This is a genomic window from Williamsia sp. 1135, from assembly GCF_002095395.1.
Classification (GTDB): domain Bacteria; phylum Actinomycetota; class Actinomycetes; order Mycobacteriales; family Mycobacteriaceae; genus Williamsia.
This window is the reverse complement of sequence record NZ_MJEI01000096.1, coordinates 119,423-146,391: the sequence shown is the minus strand read 5'-3', so window position 1 is coordinate 146,391 and position 26,969 is coordinate 119,423. Positions and strand designations below refer to the sequence as shown.

Sequence of the window (26,969 nt, the reverse complement as noted above, 5' to 3'; positions counted from 1 at the left end):
CCGAAGGGTTCCGCTGATCCGACCCGGGGCGGATGCTCTCCGTATTCGCCTCTAGACAAATATGATTCGACCAGCATTGGAGATCGCCGAATGACCAGCACCAACCGTTCCGTCGCCATCATCGGAGCCGGCCAGACGGGTATTTCAGCAGCCGTCGGGTTCCTGAACGCCGGGTTCGACGTCACCGTCTACAGCGAACGCGATCAGCAGAGCCTCTTCCGGGACATCCCGGCCACCGGAACCGCAGTGACGTTCGGACTTTCGCAGCAATCGGAAACCGCACTGGGAGTAGACAATTTCCTGGGTCGCGCACCCCAGGTCACCGGCATCAGCGCGCGGACCATCACGGGCAGTGGGCACGATTACTCCGAACTCCTCGATTTCGACGCAGACTTTCCGGGCTGGGAGGCGGTCGGTGTCGACACCCGGCTCAAGGTCGATGAGCGCCTGACGCAATTCCTGGAAAAAGGTGGACGCTTCGTCGTCGAGAACGTCGACCCCGAGCGCCTCGACACCATCGCCGGCGAGAACGACCTCACCTTCGTCGCCACCGGCAAAGCCGGTCTCTCCGACCTGTTCTCGGTCGATGAGTCGCGGTCGCCCTACCAGAGCCCCCAGCGCAGTGTTCTGCTCCTCACAGTCGGCGGACTCGGCCACGGTGATGACGTGTTCGCTCATCGGAGTTCGGCGGGAGCCAAGCATCAGGCCTTCAACTTCGCCGATCAGGGCGAGGGCTGGTGGGGTCCGTATCTGCACAAGGACGCCGGGCCGTCCTGGTCATTCCTCGGCTGGGCACAGCCGGGCAGCGAATGGGAGCGGCGATTCCAGTCGGTCATCGACGCCCATTCCGCGCACAAGGTCGTCATCGACCTGCACCGCGAATACTTCGACTGGGACCTTCCCGAAGTACTCAGCACCCGTGTCATCGAAGAAGACCCGCATTCGTGGATCCAGGGAGCTGTTCGACCCGTGGTCCGGAAAGCACTGGGACACACCGCAAGCGGTCACCGCATCGTCGCACTGGGCGACACCGCCGTGTCCTACGACCCCATCACCGGACAGGGAGCCCAGAGTGGCTTCATCCAGGCTGCCCAGTTCCTCGCCGCCGCCAAGGACCATGAAGGCGAGTTCGACGACGCCTGGATAACCAACACGTACAACACCTTCCTGACCAGCCGGGTGGATGCCGCAAACCTGGCGACTCGGGTCTTCCTGCGCGATCCCGAGTTCGCCGATCTGGCGGCGGTCCTGTTCCCGGCGGCGGCGACCAACCCGAAGTTCGGATCGGCGCTGTTCGGGCTGCTGTCGGATCCGTCCCCGGTGCTGTCGATCAACTCGGTCGATGATGCGAAGTCGCTGATCACCCAGGTCACGGGAGAGGACGCCGACTCGATCCTGGCGAAGTTCGCTCCCGCGGGCCGCTTCTCACGGTCGCAGTACCAGGCGTTGGAGCCGGCCGTCTGACCTGACCCGACACGCATTTTTGGCCAGTGGCGGCGATCCATTCCGGATCGCCGCCACTGGCGGTTAATCTCGACCTCATGGATGCGGAGTTGGTGAGGTCGGGGCTGGCTCTGGCGGCGAACCGGCTGGCCCAGCGCGGTCTCGTGATCGGGACCGGCGGCAACCTGTCGATGCGGGTCGACGATCGCGTGGTCACAACGCCCAGCGGCGCCGATCTCCAAGACGTGACCGCCGAACAGATGGTCGTGACCGACCTCGACGGACTGGTGGTCGAGGAGACCGAGCACAAGCCCACGTCGGAGCTGTTGCTCCATCTGGAAATCTATCGGTCGACGGACGCTCTGGCCGTGGTCCACGCACATCCGATCGCCTCGATCGCGGTGGCGAACCTCGTCGACGAGCTACCCGCTGTCCACTACACGGCTGCGTTGTTGGGCGGGGCGATCCGCGTGGCGCCCCACGAGATCTTCGGAACCCAGGAGTTGACGGACGCGGTCGCGCATGCGCTGACCGAGCGCACCGCAGCACTGATGCGCAACCATGGCTCCGTCGCCTATGGCGACACACTCGGAATGGCGTGCGAAAGAATAGAACTCGTCGATTGGCTGGCCGAGATCTATCTGCGAATGGCCGCGGTGGGTGGCGGCGCCACCCTGAGCCAAGACCAACTCATCCAGGTCGCGATCGCGGCGGCGCAACGCGGCTACTCGCCGATCAGCAGGAGATGACAGATGCAGGTAGTGACGTTTGGCGCCCACGTTCTCGACGTGGTGGTACATCCCGTCGATCAGATACCGGAAGGGCAAGGCGCCGTATTGGTCCCACACATCCGACTGGTTCCCGCCGGTCCTGCGGGTGGCACGGCGATCACCCTCGCCAAACTGGGAGCTGAAGTGTCCACCGTCGGGGCCCTGGGCCGCGACGACTCCGGCGACCTGCTGATCACCCAACTGCAACGCTTCGGGGTCGTGACCGAACATCTTCTGCGAGTAAATGATCAACCGACGTCGATGAGTGTTCTGCCCATACGGAGCAACGGCGATCGGCCCGCCCTGCACCTGCCCGGCGCCAACTTGGCGTACCCGCTGGACCAGGTCCCGATCGAGCTCCTCACATCGGCGGACCACGTACACATCGGGGCACCCGAGCTGCTCAACCCAGCCGAGCTCGCGCCGACGCTCGAACGGATCCGCGCTGCAGGGGTGACCATCTCGGCCGACATCCTGGCACCCGGCGACCCCGGGGTGCTGGCGTGGATCGAGCCCGTTCTGCCGCATCTCGACTATCTGCTGCCCAACGACGAACAGGTACTCGGTTTCACCGGGGCCACTGACCTCGTCGCAGCGTGCCGCGTGCTGATCGAACGCGGAGTGGGATGCGTGGCGGTGACGGCGGGCGCCGACGGCGCCTGGGCGGTGACGGCCACTGCGGCCGAGCACGCCGCAGCCACCGATGTCGAGGTCGTCGACACCAGTGGCTGCGGGGATGCGTTCTCGGCCGGGTTCATAGCTGGCCGGTTGAACGATTTCAGTCTGCTGCGGGCCGCACAGCTGGGATGTGCGGTCGCCGGGGTGGTGGCGACGGGTCTGGGCAGTGACCACGGCGACTTCGACTGGACGTCAGCGACGGCGTCACTACCCGACTGACCACTCGTTACGCGGGTGCGGCACCCTTGACCGCCTCGGCGATCGGGGTCTCGCCGCTGACGAAATCGATGGTGGTTCCGACGCTCGATGGCGTCTGCAGTGCAGCGGCGATGACCGCAGCGACGTCCGCGCGTGGCACCCCGTCGTAGTCGGCGCCGCGCTCTTTGGTCGCGATCCTGCCGGTGCCGGCGTCGTCGGTGAGCTTGCCCGGCCCGATGATCGTCCACAGCAGCGTCGTCTTGCGCAGGTAGTCGTCCGCCTCGGCCTTGGCCTCGGCATACGCGTAGAACGAATCCCCTTCGGGGACTCCGTGATCCAGTCCGGCGCCGAAGTACGAGACGATCAGGTATCGGGGTACGTCAACCTTCAGGGCGGCGTCGATGCTGCGAATGGCCGCATCCCGATCGACCGCGTACGTACGGTCAGGGTTGCCTCCGCCGGCACCGGCCGAGAACACCACGGCGTCATGGCCCTTGATGGCCTCACCGATCTCGTCGGTGGAGAGATTCTCGACGTCGGCGATGACCGGGGTCGCGCCGGTTGCCTTGATGTCGTCGGACTGATCCGGGTTACGAATCAGCGAACTGACCTCGTGCCCTTCGCCTGTCAGAATCTTGGCGAGCTGGAGCGCGATCTTGCCGTGACCTCCGATAATGGCAACACGTGACATGTGAATCCCTTCGTCGTTGATGGGCTTGCCCTGCTAGGGCACTTGTTGGTCCAACAAGACCATCAGCGATGGCATTCCACCGGCGTCATCGGCTCAAACCAGAGCAGGGTGGGTCAGGCGGTCACCGAGGCCGCCGACAACTCGTGCAGCGCGGCAACCAATGGAGCCAGCTCGGGTGTCCGGCAGGCATCGTCGAGAGCTGACTCGAGAGTCGAGTCGTGGGTGGGGCGAGCTTGTTCGAGCAGCTCTCGCCCGCCCTCGGTGAGTTCGGTGTAGATACCGCGCCGGTCATCCGCGCAGATGATGCGCCGCAGCAGCTTTCGATCCTCGAGGCGGTTGACCAGCCGGGTGGTCGCACTGGAGCTGAGGGCGGCCGCTCGGGCCAGCTGCGCCATGCGCATATGCCAGCCATCTTGGCGGCTCAGGGCGTCGAGCACCGTGTATTCGACGACCGAGAGTTTGTGTTCACGCTGCAGCGCGCGTTCGAGTTCGGTGTCGAGAACCCCGTGCAGCGCGGCCAACGTGCGCCAGCCCTGCGATCGGATCTCCACCGCGTCGTCTGCGATCCCCATCGGCACAGGTTACCAGCTTGCACAGGTAGTCAGCGTGTGCAACTAACGTCAGGCCGCCAAACACAAACCCACCCGTTCTGGCCAAAGCCAGGGGTTCGAACCCCGTGGTTTTGACCGGAACGGGTGGGTTTGCTCGAGAAGGACTACTTCTGGGCGGGCAGCACGTGCTCCCCGGTCTTGTCACAGGAGAGGGCCAACGAACTGATGTATTGCTTCTCTCCGTTCGGACCTGGCTTCGCCGACATGAGCATGTCGGGACGCTCGAACTCGATTCCGGTGACGCAGCACATGAGCTTGTCGTCGGCCGGGTTGCCGTGCTCGTCGAACATCGGCAGGTCGATGCCGTCGTCGGTGCGTCGCAGGTAGTACTTACCCTTCGTCGCGAGCGCGATGATCGGCGGCAGGAACAGCCCCAGGATCAACGCGATAAGAGGTGAGTACGGCTGGATGGCATCACCGAACGCGTGGAAGTACACCAGGATCGAGAGGCCACCGGCGAGGATCACGCTGACGAAGCCGACCGGGTTGAAGTTGTAGAGCATGCCGCGACGGAACTCGGGCACCTTCGGCGAGATCTTCAGCAGGTACTTGTTGATCGCGATGTCCGAGGCGACGACCACGATCCAGGCGATGGCGATGTTGGCGTAGAAGTTCAAGATGTTGTTGAGGAAGCTGAACATGTTGGCTTCCATCAGGACCAACGCGATCGCGACGTTGAAGAACACGAAGAACAGGCGACCCGGGTACGTCTTGGTGACGCGGGTGAAGCTGTTGGTCCAGGCCAGTGAACCCGAGTACGCGTTGGTGACGTTGATCTTGATCTGGGAGATGACGACCAGGATCACCGCGAGGGTCATGGCCAGCCAGTGCGGCATGAACTCCTCGTAGACCGCCAGGAACTGCTGCACCGGCTCGTTGGCGACGTCCGCCTCGTCGGCGAAGTTCATGATCAGGTAGACGGCGAGGAACAGGCCGACGATCTGCTTGATGGCGCCGAAGAACACCCAACCGGGTCCGGCCGTGATGACGGCGGTCCACCAGCGACGCGAGTTCTCGGGCGTCTTGGGCGGCATGAACCGCAGATAGTCGATCTGTTCGGCGATCTGCGCGATGAGGGACAGACAGACACCGGCAGCGAGCATCGTGCCGGCGAAGCTGACGCCGTGACCACCCTGCGCATCGGTCCCGCCGCTGAACGCGAGGAAGTCACCGATGGCATCGGGATGCTTGATGACCAGGTACAGGAACGGGAGAACCATCATGACCAGCCACAGCGGCGTGGTCCACACCTGCAGGGTGGCAAGGGTCTTCATGCCGTAGATCACCAGCGGGATGACCATCACCGAGGAGATCAGGTAGCCCAGCCACAGCGGGATACCTAGGCCCAGCTTGAGGCCCTGGGCCATGATCGAGCCCTCAAGGGCGAAGAAGATGAAGGTGAACGACGCGAAGATGACGTTCGTGAGCACCGACCCGTAGTAGCCGAAGCCGCTACCGCGGGTGATGAGGTCGAGGTCGATGTTGTACCGAGCCGCGTAGTACGCCAGCGGATATCCGGTGAGGACGATGACCACCGCGAAGATGAGAATGCCCCACAGCGCGTTACCGGTACCGTTGGCGATACCGATGTTGGCGCCGATGGCAAAGTCGGCGAGATAGGCGATACCGCCGAGAGCAGAGGTCGCGACAACCGCGGGACCCCATTTGCGGTAGCTGCGAGGGGCGAATCTCAAGGTGTAGTCCTCGAGCGTCTCGCTCATCGCATTGATGTTGCTGGGTAATTCGGCACCCGCTAACGGGTCCGCCGCCTTCCCCGAGTTGTCCACTGACATTCATATCCCCTCACGTGCAGCATCCCGCGCGCCCTCTTTGCTGAAGACTGGCTGAACTTATGGCCGCCATGTATCTGGCGGGCTGCTGTCGTGTTACCGATATGAAAACCACTAGAAACGGACATTTGGGACCTGCCGCCGCGGGCCCGGAGATTCAGCTACCGGAACGGCGCGTCAGCGACCGGTGAAGACGGGCGGACGCTTCTCCGACCGCGCGGCGCGCCCCTCTGCCATGTCCTGGCTCTGCCAGGCCTTCACCATCGCGGCGCGGTGGGACTCGGGAGCCGGGTTGCGCGCACCGTCGTCGCTGAGCACCAGCTTGTAATGCTGCAATGTCAGAGGCGCCAGTGTTGCGATCATCTCGGCCCACCGCTGCGCCTCGCCCAGATCACCGATGCGATTGGCGAAGCCAACCGCGGACGCACGCTCGGAGGTCAGCGAGTCGCAGCCGATCAGGATCCCTGCAGCGTCGCCCGCGCCCACCAGCGACACGAGCCGCCTGATGGTCCACTCGTCAACCGTGACACCGATTTTGGCCGCAGGAATTCCGCAGAACGCCGTAGGCGCCATGACCCGAAGGTCCGCCGCCAGCGCGAGCTGCAGACCCGCACCGATCGCCGGGCCGTTCAGAGCCGCGATCACCGGCACCGGGATGCTCTCGATGACACCGAGCATCGCCAACAGCTTGTCGAGGAAGTTCTCCTCGTACACCGGCCCCGACAGATCGGCGCCCGCACAGAAAACGGTGCCCCGACCTGTGAGGACGATGGCGCGCGCTCCGGCGTCGACCGCGTCGGTCAAAGCCTCCGACAGCGCCTCCACCAGTTCGTGGTTGAGCGCGTTTCGCTGGTCTTCTCGCTGGAGTTCAATGGTCAGCACGTCGCCGTCCCGGCTGGTCCCAATCATGGGGGTCAGCGTACAGCTACTGTTTGAGTGGTGAACGATGATGTCCTCGGAGGTCGCACCGATGTGCTGGTGATCGGCGGCGGTCAGGCAGGTCTGTCCGCCGGGTACTACCTTCACCGGTTCGGTCTCGGTGACCGCACCCTCATGCTGGACCACTCCCCGGGCCCCGGGGGTGCGTGGCAATTTCGCTGGCCGACACTGACTTTGGCCGGAGCAAACAATGTCCACGACCTCCCGGGCCTCGGATTGTCCGAGGCGCTCGGGATGAAATGCGACCACTGGCCCGCACGCACGGCCGTACCCGACTACTTCGCGCAATACGAGGAGAAGTTCGGCCTGAACGTGCAGCGTCCGGTTCATATCCGCGCGGTGTCCAAAGACGGCGACGATTTCCGGGTGACGGCGTCCGACGGATCAGACCTGCTGGCGCGCACCGTGATCAACGCGACCGGCACCTGGGACCGCCCCTTCATCCCCTATGTCCCGGGAATCGAAACCTTCACCGGCGCACAGCTACACACCCACGACTACCTCGATCCCGGCGCGTTCGCGGGCAAGCGGGTCCTGGTGGTCGGGGCGGGCATCTCCGCCGTACAGCTGCTGATCGAGATTGCACGCAACGCCGACGGGGTGCAGACCTTTTGGTGCAGCAGGACGGAACCTCGATTCACCGAACGCTCTTTCACCGCCGAGCAGGGCCGCGCCGCGGTCGCCCGGGTCGAGGAGCGCGTGCGCGCCGGCCTCGCACCGGGCTCCGTGGTGTCGGTGACAGGTCTGCCCGTCAACGACTCGATCCGGCAGGCCAGGGCCGACGGCATCTTGGAGTGGCGACCGATGTTCACCCGCATCACCGAGACCGGCGTGTGCTGGGATTGCACCACTGGGCAGGCCGGCACCGATCACCTGGACGTCGACGTCATCCTCTGGTGCACCGGCTTTCGCAGCTCACTCGACCACCTCGCGCCGCTGAAGCTACGCGGACCGGGCGGCGGCATCGTCATGACAGGCCGACTTGCCACCGTGGTCGAAGCCGAACCACGTGTGCAACTGCTGGGTTACGGTCCGTCGGCCTCGACGATCGGCGCGAATCGGGCCGGACGCGAAGCCGCCCGGGTGGTGCAAGCCGTACTCTCCAGGTCCCCCGAACGGACGTAAAGTCACCGACCGGCTGCGCAGGCAGCGCCGCCGGTGGTCAGATGTACAGGTCAGAGTGGGTCCGTGCGAAGCAAGAGGTGCCGCATGCGCAAGCGACAACGTGGCAGGACCGTAGCCGTGGCGATCGGTGCGATCGTTGCCACCTGCCTCGGATCACCCGCGGTCGCAGCGCCGGCCCCCGTCTCCGTCGCGCAGGTCCCCGTCATGGCCGCCCCCTCACAGAGCACACACCCCGACGCCTCGCGGTACGCCCGCACCCATCCGGGCGCAGTGCCGCCAGGGGTGAACGATTTCACCTGCGTCCCGTCGGCGGCACATCCCCGACCGGTAGTTCTCCTGCACGGCACGGATTCCTCCGCATACTCCGACTATGCCGCGATCGGTCCGTATCTCGCCGATGCCGGTTTTTGTGTCTACGCACTGAATTACGGCGCCGCGCCGGGGGCGAGCACCTTCGGCACCGAGGACATCCCCACGAGCGCCGGGCAACTCGGCGCATTCGTCGACGAAGTCCGCCGATCGAGCGGGGCCGCCGAGGTGGATCTGGTCGGCTACTCCCAGGGCGCGACCGTCTCGCGCTTCTACACCAACCGGCTCGGGGGCGCCGACGCGGTGAGACGGTGGGTCGGCCTGGCGTCGCCGACCTACGGCAGCACGCTGTACGGACTCGTCACGCTCGCCGAACTGATACCCGGCTCGATGGACCTGGCCAAGACGGTGCTGCCCGCGGAAGTCGTCTCGACCGCGCTGTGGCAGCAGTCGCAGGGCTCACCCCTGTTGGAGGGATTGAACAATCCCACCGACACCGTCGCAGGTGTCGAGTACACGACCATCTCCTCGCGGGTGGATGAAGTGATCCAGCCCCTGAGCAATGCCGGCCTGCGGGGTGCCGGGGCCACGAATCTCGTGATCTCCGATGTGTGCCCGAGAAACCAGAGTGGTCACTTCCGGATGCCCTACGACGCGTTCACCATCGCTCTCGTCCACGCCGCGCTCGACCCCACCGCCGGGGTCACCGCCCCGTGCACCGAGGTACCCCTCGGCGACGGCATCCTCGACATGATCATCGCCGAGAACTCCTGAGCCGACGGCACCCTCTGGTGCGGAGTACGTCCGAGGGCCGGGGCCTGGTCACCGACCGATTAGCGACCACCGCTAAATATTCCGCACAACCAAATGGTCGCCGCTATTGACATCTTGTTGTGTTTTCACAACACTTAGTTCTGTGAGTCCGGTCAGGAAGGCAGAGCACCTGCCGATCTACAACCGCATCGGCGTCCTACGCGCGGAGCGCCGGATGTCGCGTGCGCAATTGGCAGAACTGGTCGGGGTGAATGTCCAGTCCATCGGATCACTGGAGCGGGCAGACAACTACCCGAGCCTGGATCTGGCCTTTCGCATCTGCGACGTGTTCCGGCTTCCGGTCGAGGCCGTCTTCAGCCGCCACGAGTTCAGCGCGATGTCAACCCAGCTGTACAGCAGCAACAACGGAGGGCCGTCATGAACCATCCGAACTCCGCCATCCCCGAATCGGCGAAGCCCTCGTGGTGGCTGCGGTATGAGAACTGGCAGGCCAAGAGTCACGAGAAGTTCCTGCGACGCTGGGGAACCCGATTTCCGAGACTGCGCAATCGCCGGTCCGCCCGACGACTCGTGATCACGCTGATCCTGAGCTGGATCCTCGTGTTCGTATGCAGCATCGCGGCGTTCTTCACGATGTGGTTCGTCGTGCCGTTCCTCGTCCTGATCAGCCTTGTCTTCCTTCCCGCCCTCTACGTCTTGCGTGCCATCACGTTGAACGTCAGTGATGCACCCGCCGCAGCGCTCGACGAAATTCAGCTCTCGACGCGCAATGCCGCCCGATCCCTGGCGTTCACGGTGCTGTGGGTCGGGATGTTCATTCCCTACCTGCTGCTCATCGCGATCTCCCGCGGCTCCGACACCGTCGACGGCCAGGTGATCTATGGAACCGGCATGCTGCTGATCGTCCTGGTGGTCGCGGCCACGAGCATCCCGATCTGCATCGTCGGCTGGTGGCTGAGCGACCCCGACCCCGAGGACTACGCCGTCTACGACCCACCGCAGTACAGCCAGGTACCCCCGCACGAAACCACAAATGCCACCAACACAGGAGGATTGGACCAGTGACCGCGCCGCTGATCGTCGACAGACTGACCAAGAGATACGGGTCCCTCACGGCCCTGCAGGACATGAGCTTCACCGTCGCACCGGGCGAGATCTTCGGATTCGTGGGGTCCAACGGCGCTGGCAAGTCGACCACCATGCGCATCATCCTCGGCGTACTCGGCGCGGATTCGGGACAGGTACGCCTCGGTGACCAACCCATCGATCTCGACCTGCGCCGGCGCATCGGGTACATGCCCGAGGAGCGGGGCCTCTACCCCAAGATGAAGGTGGGCAAACAGCTTTCGTTCCTCGCCCAGCTACACGGGTTGTCGCGGGCCGAAGCCGACGATCAAGTCGAGACCTGGGTACGCCGACTCGGGATCCACGACCGGATCAACGACGACGTCAACAATCTGAGTCTGGGAAATCAGCAGCGGGTGCAGCTCGCGGCCGCCCTGGTCCACAATCCTGACGTCCTGGTCCTCGACGAACCGTTCTCGGGCCTCGATCCCGTCGCCGTCGACGTGATGAGCGACGTGCTCAAAGAGAAAGCAGCGCAGGGGGTCCCGGTGATCTTCTCCAGTCACCAGCTCGAACTGGTCCAGCGATTGTGCGATCGGGTCGGGATCATCACCAAGGGAACCATGCGAGCTCTCGGCACGGTCGACGACCTCAGATCCACCGGGGAGATCCGGCTGGACGTCGGTGCACCGGCAGCGCCGTCCGGATGGGCCGATCACTTACCTGGCGTGCAGGGCAGCGTCCGACGCGGCGACCTCACCACGGTGAGCCTGATCCCTGGCACCGACGAACAAGCCATCCTCACCGCCGCGCTCGCCACCGGGCCGGTCACGCACTTCGCACTGTCCAAGCCCGATCTCACCGAACTGTTCCGAGAGGTTGTATCCGCATGAGTGTCAAGCCGTCTCAGACCCCCAGCTCCGGACGCCTCGGTGCCGGCCGGGCGATCAGCCTGGTCGCCCGTCGCGAGATCACCACCCGTGCCGCGACCAAGTCCTTCATCATCACCAACATCATCCTGCTGGTGGTCATCATCGCAGGCATCATCGTCCTGTCGATCTTCACCGGCAACGACAAGGCCACCAAAGTGGGCCTGGTCGGCGACAATCCGGAGATGTCACAGACGATCGTTGCGGTCGGTGACGCGTCGGGCGAGAAGATCGAGATCGTACCGATCGCCGACGCCGAGGAAGCCCGCACGCAAGCCGAAAAGGGCGACGTCGAGGTGGCCCTCGTGCCGACGGGCTCGGGCAACAGCTACGACGCCATCACCAAGGACGATCTGGACGGAACTCTCGAGGGGGTGCTGCGCACGTCCGTCAGTCAAGACGGGTTGAGCAAGGCCCTCGCGGCCGAGAACGTCGACCTCGCCGCCATCACAGCGGACTCCACGCTGAACGTCACCGAAACCGAACCGGCCAAACCCAATGAGGGTCAACGGATCGCCATCGCCTTGACCGGCGTCTCGTTGCTCATGTTCGCGGTGCTGCAGGGTGGTTCCATGGTCGCCGCCGGCGTCGTCGAGGAGAAGACCTCACGCGTCGTCGAACTGCTGCTCGCCACCATCAAACCGCTGCATCTGTTGTGGGGCAAGATCCTCGGCATCGGACTGATGGCGTTCGCGCAGGTGGTCCTACTCGGAGGCACAGCCCTGATAACGGCGCTGGCGACCGGCCTCCTCGACGTACCGTCCACAGCAGGTTCCATGTTCGCCGCCGTCATCGTCTGGTTCATCCTCGGATTCCTGTTCTTCGCAACGCTGTACGCCGCCACCGGCGCCGTCGTGTCGCGACAGGAGGAGTTGGGATCGAGTTCGGCGCCGCTGACGATCCTGGCCATGGCGGTCATCTACGCCGCGATCTTCGGCATCAACGCGCTCGACAGCACCCTGATGCAGACCCTCGCCTGGATCCCGCCGTTCTCCGCATCGATCATGCCGATGCGGATCGCGACCGGTGACGCATCGATCTTCCAGGTGATCGCCACCATCGTGCTGATGATCATCGCCTGCGCCATCGCCACCTGGCTGGCCGCCCGCATCTACCAGCGCAACATCCTGCGCACCGGTGCCCGCGTCAAGTGGATGGAAGCCATCAAGGGCTAGTCCCGACGACCGGAAATGGGGCCTTTTGGCGAGCAAACCCGCAGGTGAACTCCGCCAAAAGGCCCCATTTCCGCGATGATGTCCACTGCCCGCGACACCGCGATATCCGGGGCAACCATGTGTTGCGCGAGCAAACGTGCGTGCTCGTCCGTCTCCGGCGCCAAGATCTCGCGCAGACCCGCCGTCAGTGTGGCCTCGTCGAGGCCCTTGAGCCGGGTGGCGGTGCCGACCTTCAGACGCGTGATCTGAGCGCCCCAGTAGGCCTGGTCGGCGCCGCCAGAGCAGACCATGGTGGGCAGCCCCGCCCGCAAGCCCGCAGCCGTGGTGCCCGCTCCCCCGTGGTGCACGACCGCCCGGCACTGAGGCAACACGGCTCCGTGGTCGAGGGCCCGCGCGTAGTAGACGTCCGGATGATCCGGGTCCTGGCCGTCGGGGCGGCCCTTCATCGTGATCAGGGCGCGGACGCCCACCGCGCGGGTGGCAAGGATGATCGTCTCCGTCAGCGCATCGGGATCTCGGACCGGGACACTGCCGAACGTGATGTGCACCGGTCGGTCGCCCTCGGTCAGCCACGACCACAGGCCGGGGTCGGACCGGGACGATTCGGCGAGGCCGCCGCGTGCATCGGCGGGGAGATCGAGGTACCCGACGATCGGCTTCGCCTCACCCCACTCCTCGGCGAGCCCGGGGAACACGATCGGATCGTAGGCCTGCACCTGGACGGCACCGTCGCGCGTGAGTCGCTCCTGCAAGGATCCTCTCGCCGGACCGAGGTCGAGCTTCTTCCGAAAGGTGTTCTCTGCCCCCTTGGTGAATGTCCACGTCAGCGCGTCGGACACACGCCACGACGCCCTGTTGACCGTCGACGGCAGGTTGCGGGTCACTCCCGGGACGGCGCTGATGATCCCGTTCTCCGAGAACGGGCCGAACCTCATCACCGTGAACGGAACGCCGAGTTTCTCCGCGAAGCCGTACATGCGCTCCTGGCACAACGGTCCGCTGACCAGCGCGTCGACGCCTGACAGCACCGGGTCGGGTCCGCAGAGCAGGGCGATCATGTCCTCGTCGAACGCGGCGAAACCCGCCTTGATCGTCGCGGTCGCGAGCTTGAACTTGGTGTACGGATTCTTCGTCGCAAGAATCTTCTTCGCGTCCGGGGTATCCCAGACCGACGAGGTGTCGAGGCCGACCGGGTAGGCGCGCAGCCCCAGGCTGGTGGCGAAATCGACGAAGTTCGGCGGGACCGTGATCACGACATCGTGACCGCGTCGCTGCAATTCGAGACCTGCCGCGACGCCGGGCTGGATGTCGCCGCGGCTCCCATAGAACATCAGCACAATCTGCATGACCGCACGATAGTCATCGAAAACCGTTGTTGCCGAATGCGATGGCCTTGCGAAGGCCGGGTGCGAGGGCAGTAACGCGTGCGTAACGCGGAAGAAACCAGCGCCGCCTAGCGTCGCGGGATATGAGCTCTGCCGACATACCGGACACCGATCCGGTCGCCACCACCAAAACCGCGCGCCCGCTGGGCACCGGGATCGACATCTCCGGGCTGACCAAGGAGTTCAAGTCTGCGGGCCTGCGCGGCGGTTCGTCTGTGACCGCGCTGCACGATGTCGACCTGCGGACCTCCGAGGGCGCCTTCCTCTCGCTGCTCGGTCCGTCCGGCTGCGGCAAGTCGACTGTGCTCCGAATCCTCGCCGGACTCGAGGAGGCGACTGCGGGTACCGCCCTGATGAACGGGCAGTCGCCCAAGGAGCTGCAATCCCAACACGGTCTTGGCATCGCATTCCAGGATTCGGCGTTGCTGCCCTGGCGCAGTGTCGAATCGAACATCAAGCTCCCGCTGCAGGTCGCCGGACTCCCGGTCGACAAATCGGCGATCGCGGATCTGATCGAGCTCGTGGGCCTCAAAGGTTTCGAGAAGGCCAAGCCGGCCACGTTGTCGGGCGGTATGCGACAACGTGTCTCGATCGCCAGGGCTCTCGTGGTCAAGCCGACCGCACTGTTGCTCGACGAACCGTTCGGTGCCCTCGACGACATGACCCGCCAACGACTTAACATCGAACTGCTCCGGATCTGGACCGAGAAGCCGGCCACCACTCTGATGGTCACCCACGGCATCGGCGAAGCCGTCTTCCTCTCGGACGTGGTCGCGGTGATGAGTCCGCGACCCGGCACCATCCTCGAGACCGTCGAGATCGACCTGCCCCGCCCCCGGGTACCCGAGATGATGCGTACCCCCGAATTCCATGCGCTGCACGACCACCTGAGCGGGCTCCTCTTCGGCAGCAAGGGAACGGTGGGAGTGGCGTGAGCACCCTCACTGCCGCAACACAGTTCTCCGGGCGCGCGCAACTTGCCGGGAAGCGATGGGGTGCAGGAGCGGTCGGTATCGTCGCAGTCCTGCTGCTCTGGTCTGCGGCCGGGCATTTCGAATGGTTCAAGGGGACCATCCCGACTCCGTGGGCCGTCGTGCAGACCATCGGCGATCAGGGATGGACCTACTACGCCAACAACTTCGGCCCGACCATCGAGTTGTCGCTACGTGGATTCATGTGGGGCAACGTGCTCGCCATCGGACTCGCACTCATGGTGGTGATCATTCCGCTGATCGAAGGGGTCGCGACCCAGCTCGCGATCATCAGCTACTGTACGCCGATCATCGCCGTCGCCCCGATCGTCCAGGTGGCCTTCGCCGAGGTCCAGACCATGATCATCTTCCTGGCCGCCATCTCCGTGTTCTTCACGACGATGATCGGCACCCTGGCAGGTCTGCGATCGCCACATCAGGCCAGCCTCGACCTCGTGAAAGTGTATGGCGGCGGGACCATCGCCCAGCTCGTCCGCGTGCGCGTTGTCTCCGCCCTGCCCAGCACCTTCGCCGCCCTGAAGATCGCCGCCCCGGCAGCCGTGCTCGGCGCGGTGCTCGGCGAGTTCCTGGCCATGCCCGAACGTGGGGCCGGACCGGCGCTCATCGTCGCCCAGCAGCGCGGCGACATCCCGGCGGTATGGGCCATCGCGCTCCTGGCCGGTGCCGTCGCCGGTGTGGGTTACGCGATCGTCGCGGTGATATCGACCTATGTCACCCGCTACAGCACCGGAATGGCAGGCACCAGATGACCGCCACCACCAAGGCACCGCCGTCAGCACCGGTCCCCGCTGCCGCTGCGGCGCAGGCCAACTCGGGCAACGCCAAGGCGATCACATGGGAGATCGCCAAATTCGTCGGCTCCCTGATCATCTCCTTCTTCCTGATCTTGGTGATCTGGTGGCTGTTCCTGCTGGCGTTCCCCGACATCGGCCCGATCATCGGCAAGACGCCGGTCGACGTGTTCCACTACCTGTTCACCGAACCGACGTCGGCGACAAACCGTGGTGAGATCTTCGACAACCTGTGGATCACGTTGAAGGACGCGGGAATCGGCTTCGTGTGCGGCATGGGTGCGGCCATCATCGCGGCCGCGTTGTTCGTCATGTTCCGGCCCGTCGCCCAGACGTTCATGCCCATCGCCATGCTGCTCCGTTCGGTGCCGCTGGTCGCGATGACGCCGCTGATCACGCTCGTCGTCGGGCGCGGGGTCGCGGTGGTCGCCGTCATGGGCGGCATCGTGGTGTTCTTCCCCGCCCTGGTGATGATCATGACCGGACTCGCCAACGCGCCCAAGCAGATCAACGACGTCATCGTCGCCTACGGCGGAACCCGGATGACCTCGATGAGGATGGCATCGCTCCCCTCGGCTGTGCCCGCGCTGTTCGCCGCGGCCAAGGTGTCGGTGCCCGGCGCCATGATCGGTGCCACCGTCGCCGAGTGGCTCGGCACAAACACAGGCCTGGGTGCCACGTTGCAGCAAGCCCTGCCCGCAGCCGCCTACAACGAACTCTGGGCGTCGGTGCTGGTCATCACCGTCGCGTCCATCGTGCTCTACGCGTTCGTCGGAGTCGCGGAGAAGCTCGTCCTGGCCCAGATGGGGACCCAGCCCACATAACGGCGAACCCGATTACGTAACAAAGCAATCCGCGCGCGAAATCTGGCTGAAACCAGGCCGCCCTACCGTCTTTCGAAGCAGCTCAACACAAGGAGTCCTCAGATGGCCTATACGTTCGACCGCCGGTCCTTCCTTCGGTATTCAATGATCGCCGGCGGCGCCGTGGGCAGCGCGAGCGTTCTCGCCGCCTGTAGTTCCGGCAGCAGCGACAGCGGTGGTGACTCTGCCACCAACCCGAAGGTGCAGCTGTCGTGGCAGAAGAACATCGAGTTCGCGGGCGAGTACTTCGCCATCGAGAACGGCTACTACGAGGCAGCGGGTCTCGGTACCCCCGACCTCATCACCGGCGGCGGCCCGGGCACCGGCGTCGAAACCGGCCTGACGTCGAACAAGGTGTGGATCGGAATGACCGCACCGCAACTCACGGCGCCGGTCATCCTGCAGGGCGCCGCTCTCAAGACCATCGCCGCGACCTTCCAGAAGAATCCCTTCTGCATCGTCTCCGGCGCACAGACGCCGATCCTGTCGCCGCAAGAGATGAAGGGCAAGAAGATCGGGGTCCAGGCGTCCAACGAGAACGTCTTCAAGGCGCTGCTGACCGCCAACGGAATGGTCGAGTCCGACGTCCAGAAGATTACCGTCCAGTACGACCCGACCCCGCTGACCACCGGAGAGGTCGACGGCTGGGTGTCGTACGTGACGAACGAACCGATCACGCTGGCCGAGGGCGGTTTCCCGAACGCCAACTTCCTGTTCGCCGACTTCAACCTGCCGCTGGTCGCCGAGACCCTCGTGGTCCGGCAGGAGACCATCGACAACGAGCGCGACAAGCTCAAGGCGTTCCTGAAAGCCGACATCCAGGGCTGGTACGACGCGGTGGCCGATCCCGCGAAATCCGCGGAACTCGCGGTCACCAAATACGGCAAAGACCTCGGGCTCGAGATCGGTGAACAGACCAAGGAGGCCGAGGCCCAGAATCTGCTGATCGTCAACGACGACAGCAAGGCCAACGGACTGCTGACCATGACGCCCGCGCTGATCGACCTGAACATCGAGGCACTGGCCAAAGCCGGCTACGAGATCACCGCGGAGCAGCTGTTCGACATGTCGCTCATCCAGGAGGTCTACGCCGAGAACCCGGACCTCAAGAAGGCCATCTGACTCGGGGGCCACGCGCCGGGCCGCTTGATACGTTTCGTGCATGCCGATTCGTGAAGAGGTCCTGGGCCGCACCCTGATCGTCCACCTGGACCGGGAGGGCAAACGAAACGCCATCAACGTGGAGATGGCGCTTGGGATCAGCGCAGCCCTCGACCGACTCGATGACGACGACTCGCTGTGGGCGGGGATCATCACTGGCACACCGAACGTCTTCTGCGCGGGCACGGACCTGAAAGACTGCGCCGGGGCCCGTACCGACCGTGGTGGCGAATACGGCGTCATCCGACGTCAGCGGATCAAACCGCTGATCGCTGCGGTCGAGGGTCCGTGCATGGGTGGAGGGCTCGAGATCGCGCTGGCCTGCGACCTCATCGTCGCTTCCACGACAGCGCGGATGGCCCTACCCGAGACCCCGCGTGGTCTCGTCGCCACCTCCGGGGCGCTTTTCCGGGTCACCCGCGCGCTGCCGCCCAACATCGCACGGCAACTGCTGATCACCGGCGCGGGGCTGACAGCGCAGCGGGCGTACGACTTGGGGCTGGTGAACGTGGTCAGCGAGCCGGGGCAGGCACTGATGGACGCCCAGGTGCTCGCCGACGACATCAACGCCTCAGGGCCCGTTGCCGTACGCGCGACGCTGGCTGCGCTGAACGAACAGTACGAAACGGCCGACGCTGCCGGCTGGGTGGCGACAGGGCGGGCGCAGGAGAAGATTCTCGCGTCCGACGACATGCGCGAAGGCATCGATGCTTTCTTCGAGAAGCGGCCGCCGGAATGGAAAGCCCGGTAGCCCCCGTCGAACGGGCCCTAAGACAGGCTCTTGTATCGGTCCAGGGCAACCTGACGTTCAGTCTTGTGATCGACGATCGGCTCGGGGTAGTCGTCGGGTCGTGCATCGCCCGGCTCGTGCACCGCGGAGCCCTTGATCTCGCGCAGTTCCGGCACCCAGCGACGCACGTAGTCACCCGAGGGATCGAACTTCTTGCCTTGGGTGGTCGGGTTGAAGACGCGAAAGTAGGGCGCAGCGTCGGTGCCGCAGCCGGCCACCCACTGCCAGCCATGCTGGTTGCTCGCCATGTCGCCGTCGGTGAGTTGATCAAGGAACCAGGCGGCTCCGCGTTGCCACGGCAGGTGCAGGTCTTTGACCAAGAATGAGCCGACGATCATTCGCAGCCGGTTGTGCATGAAACCACTACCCGACAGCTGTCTCATCCCGGCGTCGACGATCGGGAAGCCGGTTTTGCCTTCGCGCCAGGCATCGAAGTCAGCATCAGCGTCCTTGCCCGAATCATGTTCGATGGCATCGAATTTCTTGTTCAGGTTCCACCAACTGCTGTCGGGACGCTGATGCAGGACGTCTGCGTAGAAGTCCCGGAACGCCAGCTCGCGGATGTACGCCGCACGACCTTTGCCTTCGCCGTTCTCGAGTTCGGCGAGAAGGGCGCGCGGGTGAATGTTGCCGAACTTGAGGTATGCCGACATCCGGCTGGTCGACGCGTGGTCGGGGCGATTCCTGTCGTCGTCGTACCCGCTGATGTCGTCTGCCATGAACTCGGCGAATCGCGCGTACGCGGCCCTTTCGCCGGCAGGGATGTCCAACTCACCCTTGGACTTTGGGATCTTGATGGAGCGGATCCCCGATACGTCACCAGGTTCGATCCACGTCGCGCTGTCGACGCCGGTGTCCGCTGGGTCGCGCCAACCGTGCTCACGCCACTTGCGGAAGTACGGGGTGAACACCCGGTATCGCTCGCCGTCGTCCTTGAGGACGCGGCCGGGCGCGACCGCGTAGGGCGAACCCTCGGCTCTGAGAGGAATGTCGCCCAGAGCCTCCTTCACCTTGTCATCGCGGCGCATGCCGTACGGCGAGTAATCCGCGCTGATGTGCACGGCCTCGGCGTCGACGGCCTTCACGATTTTCGGGATGACCTTCTCTGCTTCGCCGCGCACGACGAGCAACGATCCGTCGAGTTGGTCCTCGATGTCGCGCAGCGAGTCGTAGAGAAATGACAATCGGCGGTCACCTGACGACGCCTCGAGCGTGGGGTCGAGGACGAAGCACGCCAGCACCTGCCGTCCCTGCGCTGTCAGCAACGGGGGCAGATCACTGAGGCGCAGGTCGCGCCGTAACCACAGGACGATCGGTTGTTCGCTCATCACACCATCCTGCCGAAAACGCTCACAGGAAGAGTCCTACCCGTGTCCGCCTGCCTCGAAACGGCACGCTCGGCGGAAACGACGGCACGCAGACCTCACCCGAGCAAAACAAGCAGAAAGCTCAATGGTGCGACCTGTTCGGCGGACGCAGCAACAAATCGATCACCAACGCCGTCCACCCGGTCTGGTGGCCGGCCCCCAGTCCGGCTCCGTTGTCGCCGTGGAAGTACTCGTTGAACAACAGGTTGTCTTTCCAGGCCGGGTCTGTCTGGAGGATTCCGGTCCCGCCGTAGACGGGGCGTCTGCCGTTCGCATCGGGTAGCCAGATGGAGATGAGGCGTTCGGCCATGTCGTGCGCGATCTCGAAGAAGCTGAGTTCATCGTCCGATCCGATCGGATAGTGAATCCTGGTCTCTTCTCCGAAGAACCGCCCGTATTGCACCATCGCTCGGATGGCGAGGTAGTTGATCGGGAACCAGATCGGGCCGCGCCAGTTCGAGTTGCCACCGAACATCGCGGTTCGTGATTCGGCCGGCTCGTAGTCGATCACGGCACCCGCCTCGTTGGGCAGGACGTACGGCACCTCGTACTTCTTCGACACCGACCGCAGGCCGTACGGCGAGAGCATCGCTTTCTCGTCGAACACGGTGTGCAACAGCCGCTGTAGCTGGTCGGAGTTCAGCACTGACAGAAGTATCCGGGTGTGGCCGGCCGCGTCGGTCCGGAATCGCCAGGATCGCTTCTCGCGTTTCGCGACGTTGGTGAACCGCCGTTGAAATCGCTTGCGCAGTTGCTGCGCCCGGGTCGCGTCGTCGAGTGACACCGTGGCCGCGGCCAACGCCGGGATGACCCCGACCAGGGATTGCACCTTGATGGCCGAGGTATTGCCCGCGGAGTCGGTGAACCGGTCGTAGAAGAAGCCATCTTCTCGGTCATACAGCCCCGACTTCTCGAGGGCCTCCCCGATCAGCGCGAACTGCTCGAGGAACTTGATGACCATGTCGTCGTACACCGAATCGGTGTCGGCGAGATGTTGGGCGATGCTCAGCATGGCGGCCGAATAGAACGCCATCCAGCCCGTGCCATCGGACTGTTCCAGCGTAGCGCCGGGTGACAGGTGTGACCGGTCGACCGGGCTGATGTTGTCGAGGCCGAGGAATCCGCCTCCGAAGATGTTGTTGCCCTGGGGATCTTCCCTGTTGAGCCACCAGGTGAAGTTGAGCAGTAATTTCTGGAAGACCCGCTCGAGGAACTGTACGTCGGTGCCGCCGTCGATGATGAAGACCCGCAGCGCCGCCAGCGCATGGACCGGCGGGTTGACGTCGTCGAAGTTCCATTCGTAGGCCGGTAGTGCACCGTTGGGATGTTGGAACCATTCCCGCAGCAGCACGACGAGCTGATATTTGGCGAATGCCGGATCCAGATGAGCCCACGGGATGGTGTGAAAAGCCAGATCCCACGCGGCGAACCACGGGTACTCCCAGGGGTCGGGCATGGCGAGGATGTCCCGGGCGTCCAGGTGCCGCCAGCCCTCGTTGCGCACGGTCTTGTGACCGGCCGGCGGTGCCGGTTCTCCCGGGTCGCCGTCGAGCCAGCGGCTCACGTCGTAGGAGTACATCTGTTTGCTCCAGATCAGCCCGGCACTGGCCTGGGTGACGATCCGCATCCGTTCGGTGTCGATGTCGTCGGGAGCGAGCGCGGCGTAGAACTCATCGGCGTCCGCCTGCCGTTCGGCCTGCGTCTCCTCGAATGCGGTTCCTGCCCAATCGGTGTCGCGGTCGGCGGAATCGGCGTCGGAAAGCCGGAGCCGGAGCTGCACCGTCTGCCCCGACGGGACCGTCAGCCGGTAGTGCCACGCCGCCTTGGTGCCGGTGCGGTCCGGGTTGACGGTGGCGGCACCGGACACCACGTGGTCGTTGATGCCGTCCTTGGGGTAGGCCGTGATCGGGTCCCCACCGAAGATCTTCGGGATGTTGGTCTCGTTGTCGCAGAACAGGACTTCCGGTTGTGTGCCATCGCTCGCAGCGGCGGCTTGCAGCCGGTATCCACCGAGGCGATGGTGATCGAGGACCACCGCGTCGCCGGTGAACGACAATCCCGGAATCTCCGAATTGCCGCCCGCCCGCCAGGAATTGCGGAACCATCCGGTCGGCAGCACATCGATGGTCGCGTCGTCGGGTCCGTTGTTGGTGACATCGACCTGCATCAGAAGATCGGTCGCGCTCGCCTTCGCGTAGGTGACGTCGACGATCCAGAACCGCTTGTCGTCGAAGATTCCGGTGTCGAGCAACTCGTACTCGAAGTCCTCCCGGCCGCGTCTGGCGTTCTCCGCGATCAGGTCCGCGTACGGGAACTCCGCCTGGGGGTAGTGGTAACGCCATTGCAGCAGAGCATGACTCGGCAGACCTTGGAGATACCACCAGTACTCCTTGACGTCTTCGCCGTGGTTGCCCTGCGGTCCGGTGAGACCGAACATCCTTTCCTTGAGGATCGGATCGACCCCGTTCCACAACGACAACGCCAGACAGAAGTCATGGCTGATGTCGGAGATCCCGGCCATGCCGTCTTCGTTCCAGCGATAGGCCCGGGACCGCGCGTGGTCATGGGGGAAGTACGACCACGCGTCGCCGGAGTCCGAATAGTCTTCACGGACCGTCCCCCAGGCCCGTTCGGACAAGTACGGACCCCACTCATACCAGGGGTTCGCGTCGTGCAATCCGTCCTCGAGACGGCCGGTGGCCTCCGCCAGTCTCCCGTGTTCGACGGTGCCGGTCGGTGGTTTACGGTGCTCGTTCACGCGTGCTCCTCAGATGATGCCGAATCGATCGGGTCGATGCGCAGCAGATGCCACAGCCATGGGCCGAGTTCGACGAACATTCCCCTCCGCAAGTCGTCGCCCTTTCGGATGAACCGCAGGTCCCTGGTGTCGTCGACCAGCTCGAACTCCCTGCCGCGCAGATCGTCCCAGTCGATACTCACCGCTGCACTGGCTGTCTCCGCACTCAGGTTGACCACAACGAGCCACCGTGACGAATAGGTCGAGCTCCGCTTCGCTTCGTCTCCCGAATAGGTCGAGCTCCGCTTCGCTTCGTCTCCTGTCGAGCCCGTCCACGTCCACGCGATCAGGTCCTGCGACGTCGGGTTGTCGGGCCAGCCGCGGGTATCGCAGAGTTCCCATCGTCCCGTCCGGAAGGTGTTGTCGTGCACCACCGCGAGCAATCGTCGATAGAAATCGGCGAGCTCTCCGTCATCCGCTTGGTGGGGATACCGTCCCAATTGCACGGGCAGTCGCGTGGTCCGGCCCTGCAGCTGCCCGTCGTGAATCAACCGGGCTCCCAGCGTCGTGAATGCTGCCACCGCTGCGACACGTTGCTGGTCATCGTCGAACACCGCTGCAGCACGCGGCTCGTCGTGATTTTCGAGGAACCGGATCAGTCCGCGCTGATACCGACGGTCGTCGGCCAGCAGACCACGCACCGGGTCAGCGCCGTCGTGCGCCACCAACTTGTCGTACAGACCCTTGTCGTAGCAGTAGTCGAATCCCTGATCCTGCAGCCCGGCCTCGAGATCCCAGTAGGCCTCCGCGACGAACACGAACTCCGGGTGCTCACGTCGAACGGCCCGAATGACCACTGGCCAGTACTCGTTTCGTGGTCTGGGTCCGGCACGGTCGCCCCAGGTTCTGGCGAAGACGTCGTTCATCATCAGCATCGCCATATCGCAGCGGACACCGTCGCACTGCGATGCGATCTGGAGCAGCGTCTCGATGGCCGCCGTCCGGAGCAGCGGTGAGAACGCATTGAGCTGGACCACGTCCGTCCACGCCGCGAAGTAGGGGTCTTTCCCGTTCGCGAGGACCTGCCCGTCGACCTCGAGATAGGACAACGGATCCTGCTGCAGTTCATCGGCCGTGCCGTGGATGAAGACCTCGGGATGGGCGGCCACCCAGGGGTGGTCGGCGGCCACATGATTCGGCACGAAATCGAGGATCAGCGACAACCCGCGCTGCGCCAACTCCTCTCGGGCGCGGGCGAGTCCGGCCGGACCTCCCAGATGGTCGTCGACCACGTATTCGCGGACCGCGTACGGGGAGCCGACCACGTCCTCGGACGTGTAGTCCGGCAGGGCTTCGCCGAAGGTGTCGACGAGCGCGTTGTCGGACAGGGCGATCGCAACACCGGCCGGGCTCCGACGCCACACACCCATCAGCCAGACGGCGTCGCAGCCGGTCGCCGCGATGGCATCCCACTCCTCGCCGGGCACCGCACCGAGCCCGACGGCGCGGCCACATCGCTCGCCGACGTCATGCAGCCACGGCCAGGTGTTGATCTCGTAGACGAAGGGGTTCGCGATCACCCTGCAAATCTATCCCGACGCCAAATGCCCTGCGCGTGAACCGCGCAGGGCATGAGGAAGAACTGTTGACTCGGGTCTAGCCGACGCCCAGGAGGTCGATCACGAAGACCAGGGTCTTGCCGGACAACCGGTGTCCGGCACCTTCGGGGCCGTATGCCAGCAATGGCGGCACGATGAGCTGGCGGCGTCCGCCGACCTTCATACCCGGAATGCCTTCTTGCCAGCCGGGAATGAGCCGGTCGAGCGGGAAGTTGGCCGACTGGCCCCGGTTCCAGGAAGAGTCGAACTCCTCACCGGTCTCGAACTCGACGCCGACGTAATGCACGTCGACGATGCCGCCTGCGACGGCTTCGGCGCCCTCACCGACGGTGATGTCGGTGGCAACCAGCTCGGTTGGGGCAGGGCCTTGCGGGAACTCGATCTCAGGTTTAGTCATGGTTCAGCGTTGATCCATATTCAGGTAGTCGCGTTCGGTGTAGCCGGTGTAGATCTGCCGCGGACGGCCGATCTTTCCGGTCGGGTCGGTGTTCATCTCACGCCAATGCGCGATCCAACCGGGCAACCGGCCCAGAGCAAACAGCACAGTGAACATCCGGGTCGGGAAGCCCATCGCACGGTAGATCAAGCCCGTGTAGAAGTCCACATTCGGGTACAGCTTGCGAGAGATGAAGTAGTCGTCGGACAGGGCCACTTCCTCGAGCCCCTTGGCGATGTCGAGCAGGTCATCGTTGACTCCGAGGAGTTCGAGGATCTGGTCGGCAGTCTCTTTGACGATCGCGGCACGCGGGTCGTAGTTCTTGTACACCCGGTGCCCGAAGCCCATGAGCTTCACGCCGTCTTCCTTGTTCTTGACCTTGTTCATGAACTCCTTGGTGTCGCCACCGGAGGCCTTGATCTCGTCGAGCATCTCGAGCACGGCCTGGTTGGCGCCGCCGTGCAGCGGGCCCCAGAGTGCGTTGATCCCGCCGGAGATCGACGTGAACAGGTTGGCCTGCGACGAGCCCACGAGGCGCACGGTCGAAGTCGAGCAGTTCTGCTCGTGATCGGCATGCAGGATGAACAGCATGTCGAGGGCCTTGACCACATCCGGATTGACGACATAGGGCTCGGCCGGGAAGCCGAAGGTCATCCGGAGGAAGTTCTCGACGAGGTTGAGCGAGTTGTCCGGGTACAGGAACGGCTGCCCGACCGACTTCTTGTACGCGTACGCAGCGATCGTGGGCAGCTTCGCCAGCAAGCGGATCGTCGAAAGCTCGACCTGCTCGGGGTCTTTCGGATCCAGCGAGTCCTGGTAGTAGGCGCTCAGCGCATTGACCGCGCTGGAGAGCACCGGCATGGGGTGTGCGTTGCGCGGGAATCCGTCGAAGAACCGTTTGAGGTCCTCGTGCAACAGCGTGTGGCGCTGGATCTTGTCCGTGAAGTCGGCGAGCTCGGACGGGGTCGGCAGTTCACCGTTGATGAGCAGGTAGCTCACCTCGAGGAAGCTCGAACCCTTGGCGAGTTGCTCGATCGGGTAACCCCGGTAACGCAGGATGCCGGCATCACCGTCGATGTAGGTGATCGCGGACTTGGTCGACGCGGTGTTGACGAATCCACCATCGAATGTGGTCAGTCCGGTCTCGGCAAGGAACTTGCCCAAACCGACGCCGTCGCTGCCCTCGGTCGCCTTGACGATGGGAAGCTTGATCTCTCCACCGGGATACACGAACGAGGCGTTGGCCTCCGCTGCGTTTCCATTGGCAGACACTGTTTCGGCGGACACTTGGTCCTCCCCTTTTCGACGGGCTGCACCGGTCTCGTGAACCGATGCAGGTGTTTGACCTCCGGGGTCGCCCGAACTGGTCGCGCGATCCGCCTAACAACCTAGTCGGTTTAAAGCTCGCCCGCCCATGGAGGGTCTGCCCCGGGCCGCGAGACGGTCACCGCGGCTGCGGTGGCAGCGAAACCCAACGCCTCCGACCAGTCATTTTGCGACATCTGCCGGACCGATCTCGGCTCCAGCAGCCGGTGCGTATCGAGCCAGTGCAGCAGCGCACCGCAAATCGTGTCCCCGGCGCCGATGGTGTCGACGACGGTGGCCGCGGGCGCCGGAACCTCGACCGAGAACCTCTCGGTGAGGACGCTGAGACCATCGGCTCCACGAGTCATCAGCACGGCGCCGACCCCCGCCTCGATCCACTGCTCCGGTCCGTCGCCGCGCGGGGCGAGCCACTCCGCGTCATCGTCGGAGACCTTGAGGATGTCCAGGGAGGGCAACCAGGAATCGAACCGGGCCCGATACGCGTCGGGGTCGTCGATGACACCCGCGCGGATGTTGGGGTCGAGCAGGGTCAACCGGCCCTCGGCGTGACTGCGGTGCAGCAGTGCCTCGTAGACGCTCGCGCCGGGCTCGAGCACCATCGACAAGGTGCCGAAAGCCAGCGCACCGACCGTGCGGGGCAACTCACCCGGGTCGATGACGAGGCGGTCGGCGGTGTTCTCGAGGTAGAAGCTGTACTGGGCGGACCCGTCCTCGGCGATGCTCGTCAGGGCGAGGGTCGTGGACTCGGAACCGCGCTGCAGCAGAGACAGATTCACCCCTGCCGCCCGCAGCGCATGGGCGAGCGCGTCACCGTACGGATCGTCCGACAACCGCGAGATCAGGGACACCGCGGAGCCGAGACGACCCAGGGTGATGGCCACGTTGAACGGCCCACCGCCGAGGGCGGGGACCAACGGGCTGAGCGGGCCGGCGCCCGCGGGCACCAGGTCGACGAGGCCTTCCCCGCAGACAACGATTTCCTTCACCGCGTACCCATTCCAGTCA

25 protein-coding genes are annotated in these 26,969 nt (G+C 64.6%); 14 read left to right on the top strand and 11 right to left on the bottom strand.

Annotation, left to right across the window (positions count from 1 at the left end; translation table 11 throughout):
• Positions 1-90: 90 nt before the first annotated feature.
• The 3 genes from BFL43_RS16155 to BFL43_RS16145 all read left to right on the top strand — a co-directional run bounded on the left by BFL43_RS16155 (position 91) and on the right by BFL43_RS16145 (position 3,110).
• Positions 91-1,464 (top strand): styrene monooxygenase/indole monooxygenase family protein, encoded by a 1,374-nt coding sequence (locus BFL43_RS16155; RefSeq protein WP_084893521.1) that lies wholly within the window; start codon positions 91-93, stop codon positions 1,462-1,464.
• A 77-nt stretch (positions 1,465-1,541) separates the two neighbouring features.
• Positions 1,542-2,192, top strand: coding sequence for a class II aldolase/adducin family protein (locus BFL43_RS16150; RefSeq protein WP_084893520.1), 651 nt, complete (start codon positions 1,542-1,544; stop codon positions 2,190-2,192).
• 3 nt (positions 2,193-2,195) lie between these two features.
• Complete coding sequence (locus tag BFL43_RS16145) at positions 2,196-3,110, top strand: carbohydrate kinase family protein (protein WP_084893519.1); 915 nt, start codon at positions 2,196-2,198, stop codon at positions 3,108-3,110.
• Between the two features lie 7 nt (positions 3,111-3,117).
• Here BFL43_RS16145 and BFL43_RS16140 read toward each other — a convergent pair whose 3' ends face one another.
• The 4 genes from BFL43_RS16140 to BFL43_RS16125 all read right to left on the bottom strand — a co-directional run bounded on the left by BFL43_RS16140 (position 3,118) and on the right by BFL43_RS16125 (position 7,090).
• Positions 3,118-3,780, bottom strand: coding sequence for an NAD(P)H-binding protein (locus BFL43_RS16140; protein WP_084893518.1), 663 nt, complete (start codon positions 3,778-3,780; stop codon positions 3,118-3,120).
• Positions 3,781-3,893: 113 nt separating this feature from the next.
• Positions 3,894-4,352, bottom strand: a complete 459-nt coding sequence (locus BFL43_RS16135) for a MarR family transcriptional regulator (protein ID WP_084893517.1) — start codon at positions 4,350-4,352, stop codon at positions 3,894-3,896.
• A 143-nt stretch (positions 4,353-4,495) separates the two neighbouring features.
• Positions 4,496-6,184: a hypothetical protein gene (locus BFL43_RS16130; protein WP_084893516.1), complete on the bottom strand. Its 1,689-nt coding sequence runs from the start codon at positions 6,182-6,184 to the stop codon at positions 4,496-4,498.
• A 174-nt stretch (positions 6,185-6,358) separates the two neighbouring features.
• Positions 6,359-7,090 (bottom strand): enoyl-CoA hydratase, encoded by a 732-nt coding sequence (locus tag BFL43_RS16125; RefSeq protein WP_084893515.1) that lies wholly within the window; start codon positions 7,088-7,090, stop codon positions 6,359-6,361.
• A gap of 30 nt (positions 7,091-7,120) precedes the next feature.
• On the opposite strand from BFL43_RS16125, the gene BFL43_RS16120 reads away from it, so the two are divergent.
• The 6 genes from BFL43_RS16120 (at position 7,121) to BFL43_RS16095 (ending at position 12,497) form a co-directional block, all read left to right on the top strand.
• Positions 7,121-8,245 (top strand): NAD(P)-binding domain-containing protein, encoded by a 1,125-nt coding sequence (locus BFL43_RS16120; RefSeq protein ID WP_240498303.1) that lies wholly within the window; start codon positions 7,121-7,123, stop codon positions 8,243-8,245.
• Positions 8,246-8,329: 84 nt separating this feature from the next.
• Positions 8,330-9,328 carry an alpha/beta fold hydrolase gene (locus BFL43_RS16115; RefSeq protein ID WP_084893513.1) on the top strand — a complete coding sequence of 333 codons (999 nt, stop codon included), beginning with the start codon at positions 8,330-8,332 and terminating at the stop codon, positions 9,326-9,328.
• Positions 9,329-9,470: 142 nt separating this feature from the next.
• Positions 9,471-9,749, top strand: coding sequence for a helix-turn-helix transcriptional regulator (locus BFL43_RS16110; RefSeq protein ID WP_084893512.1), 279 nt, complete (start codon positions 9,471-9,473; stop codon positions 9,747-9,749).
• On the top strand, positions 9,746-10,393 hold the full coding sequence (locus BFL43_RS16105) for a hypothetical protein (RefSeq protein WP_206186688.1): 648 nt from the start codon (positions 9,746-9,748) through the stop codon (positions 10,391-10,393). The genes BFL43_RS16110 and BFL43_RS16105 overlap by 4 nt, the downstream gene beginning before the upstream one ends.
• Positions 10,390-11,286 (top strand): ATP-binding cassette domain-containing protein, encoded by an 897-nt coding sequence (locus BFL43_RS16100; RefSeq protein ID WP_084893511.1) that lies wholly within the window; start codon positions 10,390-10,392, stop codon positions 11,284-11,286. The genes BFL43_RS16105 and BFL43_RS16100 overlap by 4 nt, the downstream gene beginning before the upstream one ends.
• Positions 11,283-12,497, top strand: a complete 1,215-nt coding sequence (locus BFL43_RS16095; RefSeq protein WP_084893510.1) for an ABC transporter permease — start codon at positions 11,283-11,285, stop codon at positions 12,495-12,497. The genes BFL43_RS16100 and BFL43_RS16095 overlap by 4 nt, the downstream gene beginning before the upstream one ends.
• Here the strand turns inward: BFL43_RS16095 and BFL43_RS16090 are convergent.
• On the bottom strand, positions 12,494-13,843 hold the full coding sequence (locus tag BFL43_RS16090; RefSeq protein WP_084893509.1) for a glycosyltransferase: 1,350 nt from the start codon (positions 13,841-13,843) through the stop codon (positions 12,494-12,496). The genes BFL43_RS16095 and BFL43_RS16090 overlap by 4 nt on opposite strands.
• Positions 13,844-13,965: 122 nt before the next feature.
• Between BFL43_RS16090 and BFL43_RS16085 the strand changes: the two genes are divergently transcribed.
• The 5 genes from BFL43_RS16085 (at position 13,966) to BFL43_RS16065 (ending at position 18,440) form a co-directional block, all read left to right on the top strand.
• Positions 13,966-14,817 (top strand): ABC transporter ATP-binding protein, encoded by an 852-nt coding sequence (locus BFL43_RS16085; protein WP_084893508.1) that lies wholly within the window; start codon positions 13,966-13,968, stop codon positions 14,815-14,817.
• Complete coding sequence (locus BFL43_RS16080; RefSeq protein WP_084893507.1) at positions 14,814-15,623, top strand: ABC transporter permease subunit; 810 nt, start codon at positions 14,814-14,816, stop codon at positions 15,621-15,623. Before BFL43_RS16085 ends, BFL43_RS16080 begins: the two co-directional genes overlap by 4 nt.
• A complete protein-coding gene (locus tag BFL43_RS16075) occupies positions 15,620-16,489 on the top strand; it encodes an ABC transporter permease subunit (protein WP_084893506.1) in 870 nt (289 codons plus the stop codon). Before BFL43_RS16080 ends, BFL43_RS16075 begins: the two co-directional genes overlap by 4 nt.
• Before the next feature lie 102 nt (positions 16,490-16,591).
• Complete coding sequence (locus BFL43_RS16070) at positions 16,592-17,650, top strand: ABC transporter substrate-binding protein (RefSeq protein WP_084893505.1); 1,059 nt, start codon at positions 16,592-16,594, stop codon at positions 17,648-17,650.
• 40 nt (positions 17,651-17,690) lie between these two features.
• The gene (locus BFL43_RS16065) at positions 17,691-18,440 is read left to right on the top strand and encodes an enoyl-CoA hydratase-related protein (protein ID WP_084893504.1); all 750 of its coding nucleotides are present in this window, start codon (positions 17,691-17,693) and stop codon (positions 18,438-18,440) included.
• Positions 18,441-18,457: 17 nt separating this feature from the next.
• Here the strand turns inward: BFL43_RS16065 and BFL43_RS16060 are convergent, their stop codons facing one another.
• The 6 genes from BFL43_RS16060 to BFL43_RS16035 all read right to left on the bottom strand — a co-directional run bounded on the left by BFL43_RS16060 (position 18,458) and on the right by BFL43_RS16035 (position 26,950).
• Complete coding sequence (locus tag BFL43_RS16060) at positions 18,458-19,807, bottom strand: deoxyribodipyrimidine photo-lyase (RefSeq protein ID WP_084893503.1); 1,350 nt, start codon at positions 19,805-19,807, stop codon at positions 18,458-18,460.
• Positions 19,808-19,928: 121 nt separating this feature from the next.
• Positions 19,929-22,604, bottom strand: a complete 2,676-nt coding sequence (locus BFL43_RS16055) for a glucosidase (RefSeq protein WP_084893502.1) — start codon at positions 22,602-22,604, stop codon at positions 19,929-19,931.
• Positions 22,601-24,163: an alpha-amylase family glycosyl hydrolase gene (locus tag BFL43_RS16050; protein ID WP_143695354.1), complete on the bottom strand. Its 1,563-nt coding sequence runs from the start codon at positions 24,161-24,163 to the stop codon at positions 22,601-22,603. The genes BFL43_RS16055 and BFL43_RS16050 overlap by 4 nt, the downstream gene beginning before the upstream one ends.
• 76 nt (positions 24,164-24,239) lie before the next feature.
• The gene (locus BFL43_RS16045) at positions 24,240-24,599 is read right to left on the bottom strand and encodes an FKBP-type peptidyl-prolyl cis-trans isomerase (protein WP_084835735.1); all 360 of its coding nucleotides are present in this window, start codon (positions 24,597-24,599) and stop codon (positions 24,240-24,242) included.
• Positions 24,600-24,602: 3 nt separating this feature from the next.
• Positions 24,603-25,925 carry a citrate synthase gene (locus tag BFL43_RS16040; RefSeq protein ID WP_084893500.1) on the bottom strand — a complete coding sequence of 441 codons (1,323 nt, stop codon included), beginning with the start codon at positions 25,923-25,925 and terminating at the stop codon, positions 24,603-24,605.
• A 110-nt stretch (positions 25,926-26,035) separates the two neighbouring features.
• The gene (locus tag BFL43_RS16035; protein ID WP_084893499.1) at positions 26,036-26,950 is read right to left on the bottom strand and encodes a carbohydrate kinase; all 915 of its coding nucleotides are present in this window, start codon (positions 26,948-26,950) and stop codon (positions 26,036-26,038) included.
• Positions 26,951-26,969: the final 19 nt, after the last annotated feature.

Coding starts and splice junctions, on each gene's coding strand:
- BFL43_RS16075 (WP_084893506.1), top strand. CDS start 15,620: ATGACCGCCACCACCAAGGCACCGCCGTCAGCACCGGTCCCCGCTGCC.
- BFL43_RS16115 (WP_084893513.1), top strand. CDS start 8,330: ATGCGCAAGCGACAACGTGGCAGGACCGTAGCCGTGGCGATCGGTGCG.
- BFL43_RS16070 (WP_084893505.1), top strand. CDS start 16,592: ATGGCCTATACGTTCGACCGCCGGTCCTTCCTTCGGTATTCAATGATC.
- BFL43_RS16090 (WP_084893509.1), bottom strand. CDS start 13,843: ATGCAGATTGTGCTGATGTTCTATGGGAGCCGCGGCGACATCCAGCCC.
- BFL43_RS16045 (WP_084835735.1), bottom strand. CDS start 24,599: ATGACTAAACCTGAGATCGAGTTCCCGCAAGGCCCTGCCCCAACCGAG.
- BFL43_RS16125 (WP_084893515.1), bottom strand. CDS start 7,090: ATGATTGGGACCAGCCGGGACGGCGACGTGCTGACCATTGAACTCCAG.
- BFL43_RS16155 (WP_084893521.1), top strand. CDS start 91: ATGACCAGCACCAACCGTTCCGTCGCCATCATCGGAGCCGGCCAGACG.
- BFL43_RS16095 (WP_084893510.1), top strand. CDS start 11,283: ATGAGTGTCAAGCCGTCTCAGACCCCCAGCTCCGGACGCCTCGGTGCC.
- BFL43_RS16105 (WP_206186688.1), top strand. CDS start 9,746: ATGAACCATCCGAACTCCGCCATCCCCGAATCGGCGAAGCCCTCGTGG.
- BFL43_RS16150 (WP_084893520.1), top strand. CDS start 1,542: ATGGATGCGGAGTTGGTGAGGTCGGGGCTGGCTCTGGCGGCGAACCGG.
- BFL43_RS16085 (WP_084893508.1), top strand. CDS start 13,966: ATGAGCTCTGCCGACATACCGGACACCGATCCGGTCGCCACCACCAAA.
- BFL43_RS16145 (WP_084893519.1), top strand. CDS start 2,196: ATGCAGGTAGTGACGTTTGGCGCCCACGTTCTCGACGTGGTGGTACAT.
- BFL43_RS16060 (WP_084893503.1), bottom strand. CDS start 19,807: ATGAGCGAACAACCGATCGTCCTGTGGTTACGGCGCGACCTGCGCCTC.
- BFL43_RS16130 (WP_084893516.1), bottom strand. CDS start 6,184: ATGTCAGTGGACAACTCGGGGAAGGCGGCGGACCCGTTAGCGGGTGCC.
- BFL43_RS16135 (WP_084893517.1), bottom strand. CDS start 4,352: ATGGGGATCGCAGACGACGCGGTGGAGATCCGATCGCAGGGCTGGCGC.
- BFL43_RS16065 (WP_084893504.1), top strand. CDS start 17,691: ATGCCGATTCGTGAAGAGGTCCTGGGCCGCACCCTGATCGTCCACCTG.
- BFL43_RS16140 (WP_084893518.1), bottom strand. CDS start 3,780: ATGTCACGTGTTGCCATTATCGGAGGTCACGGCAAGATCGCGCTCCAG.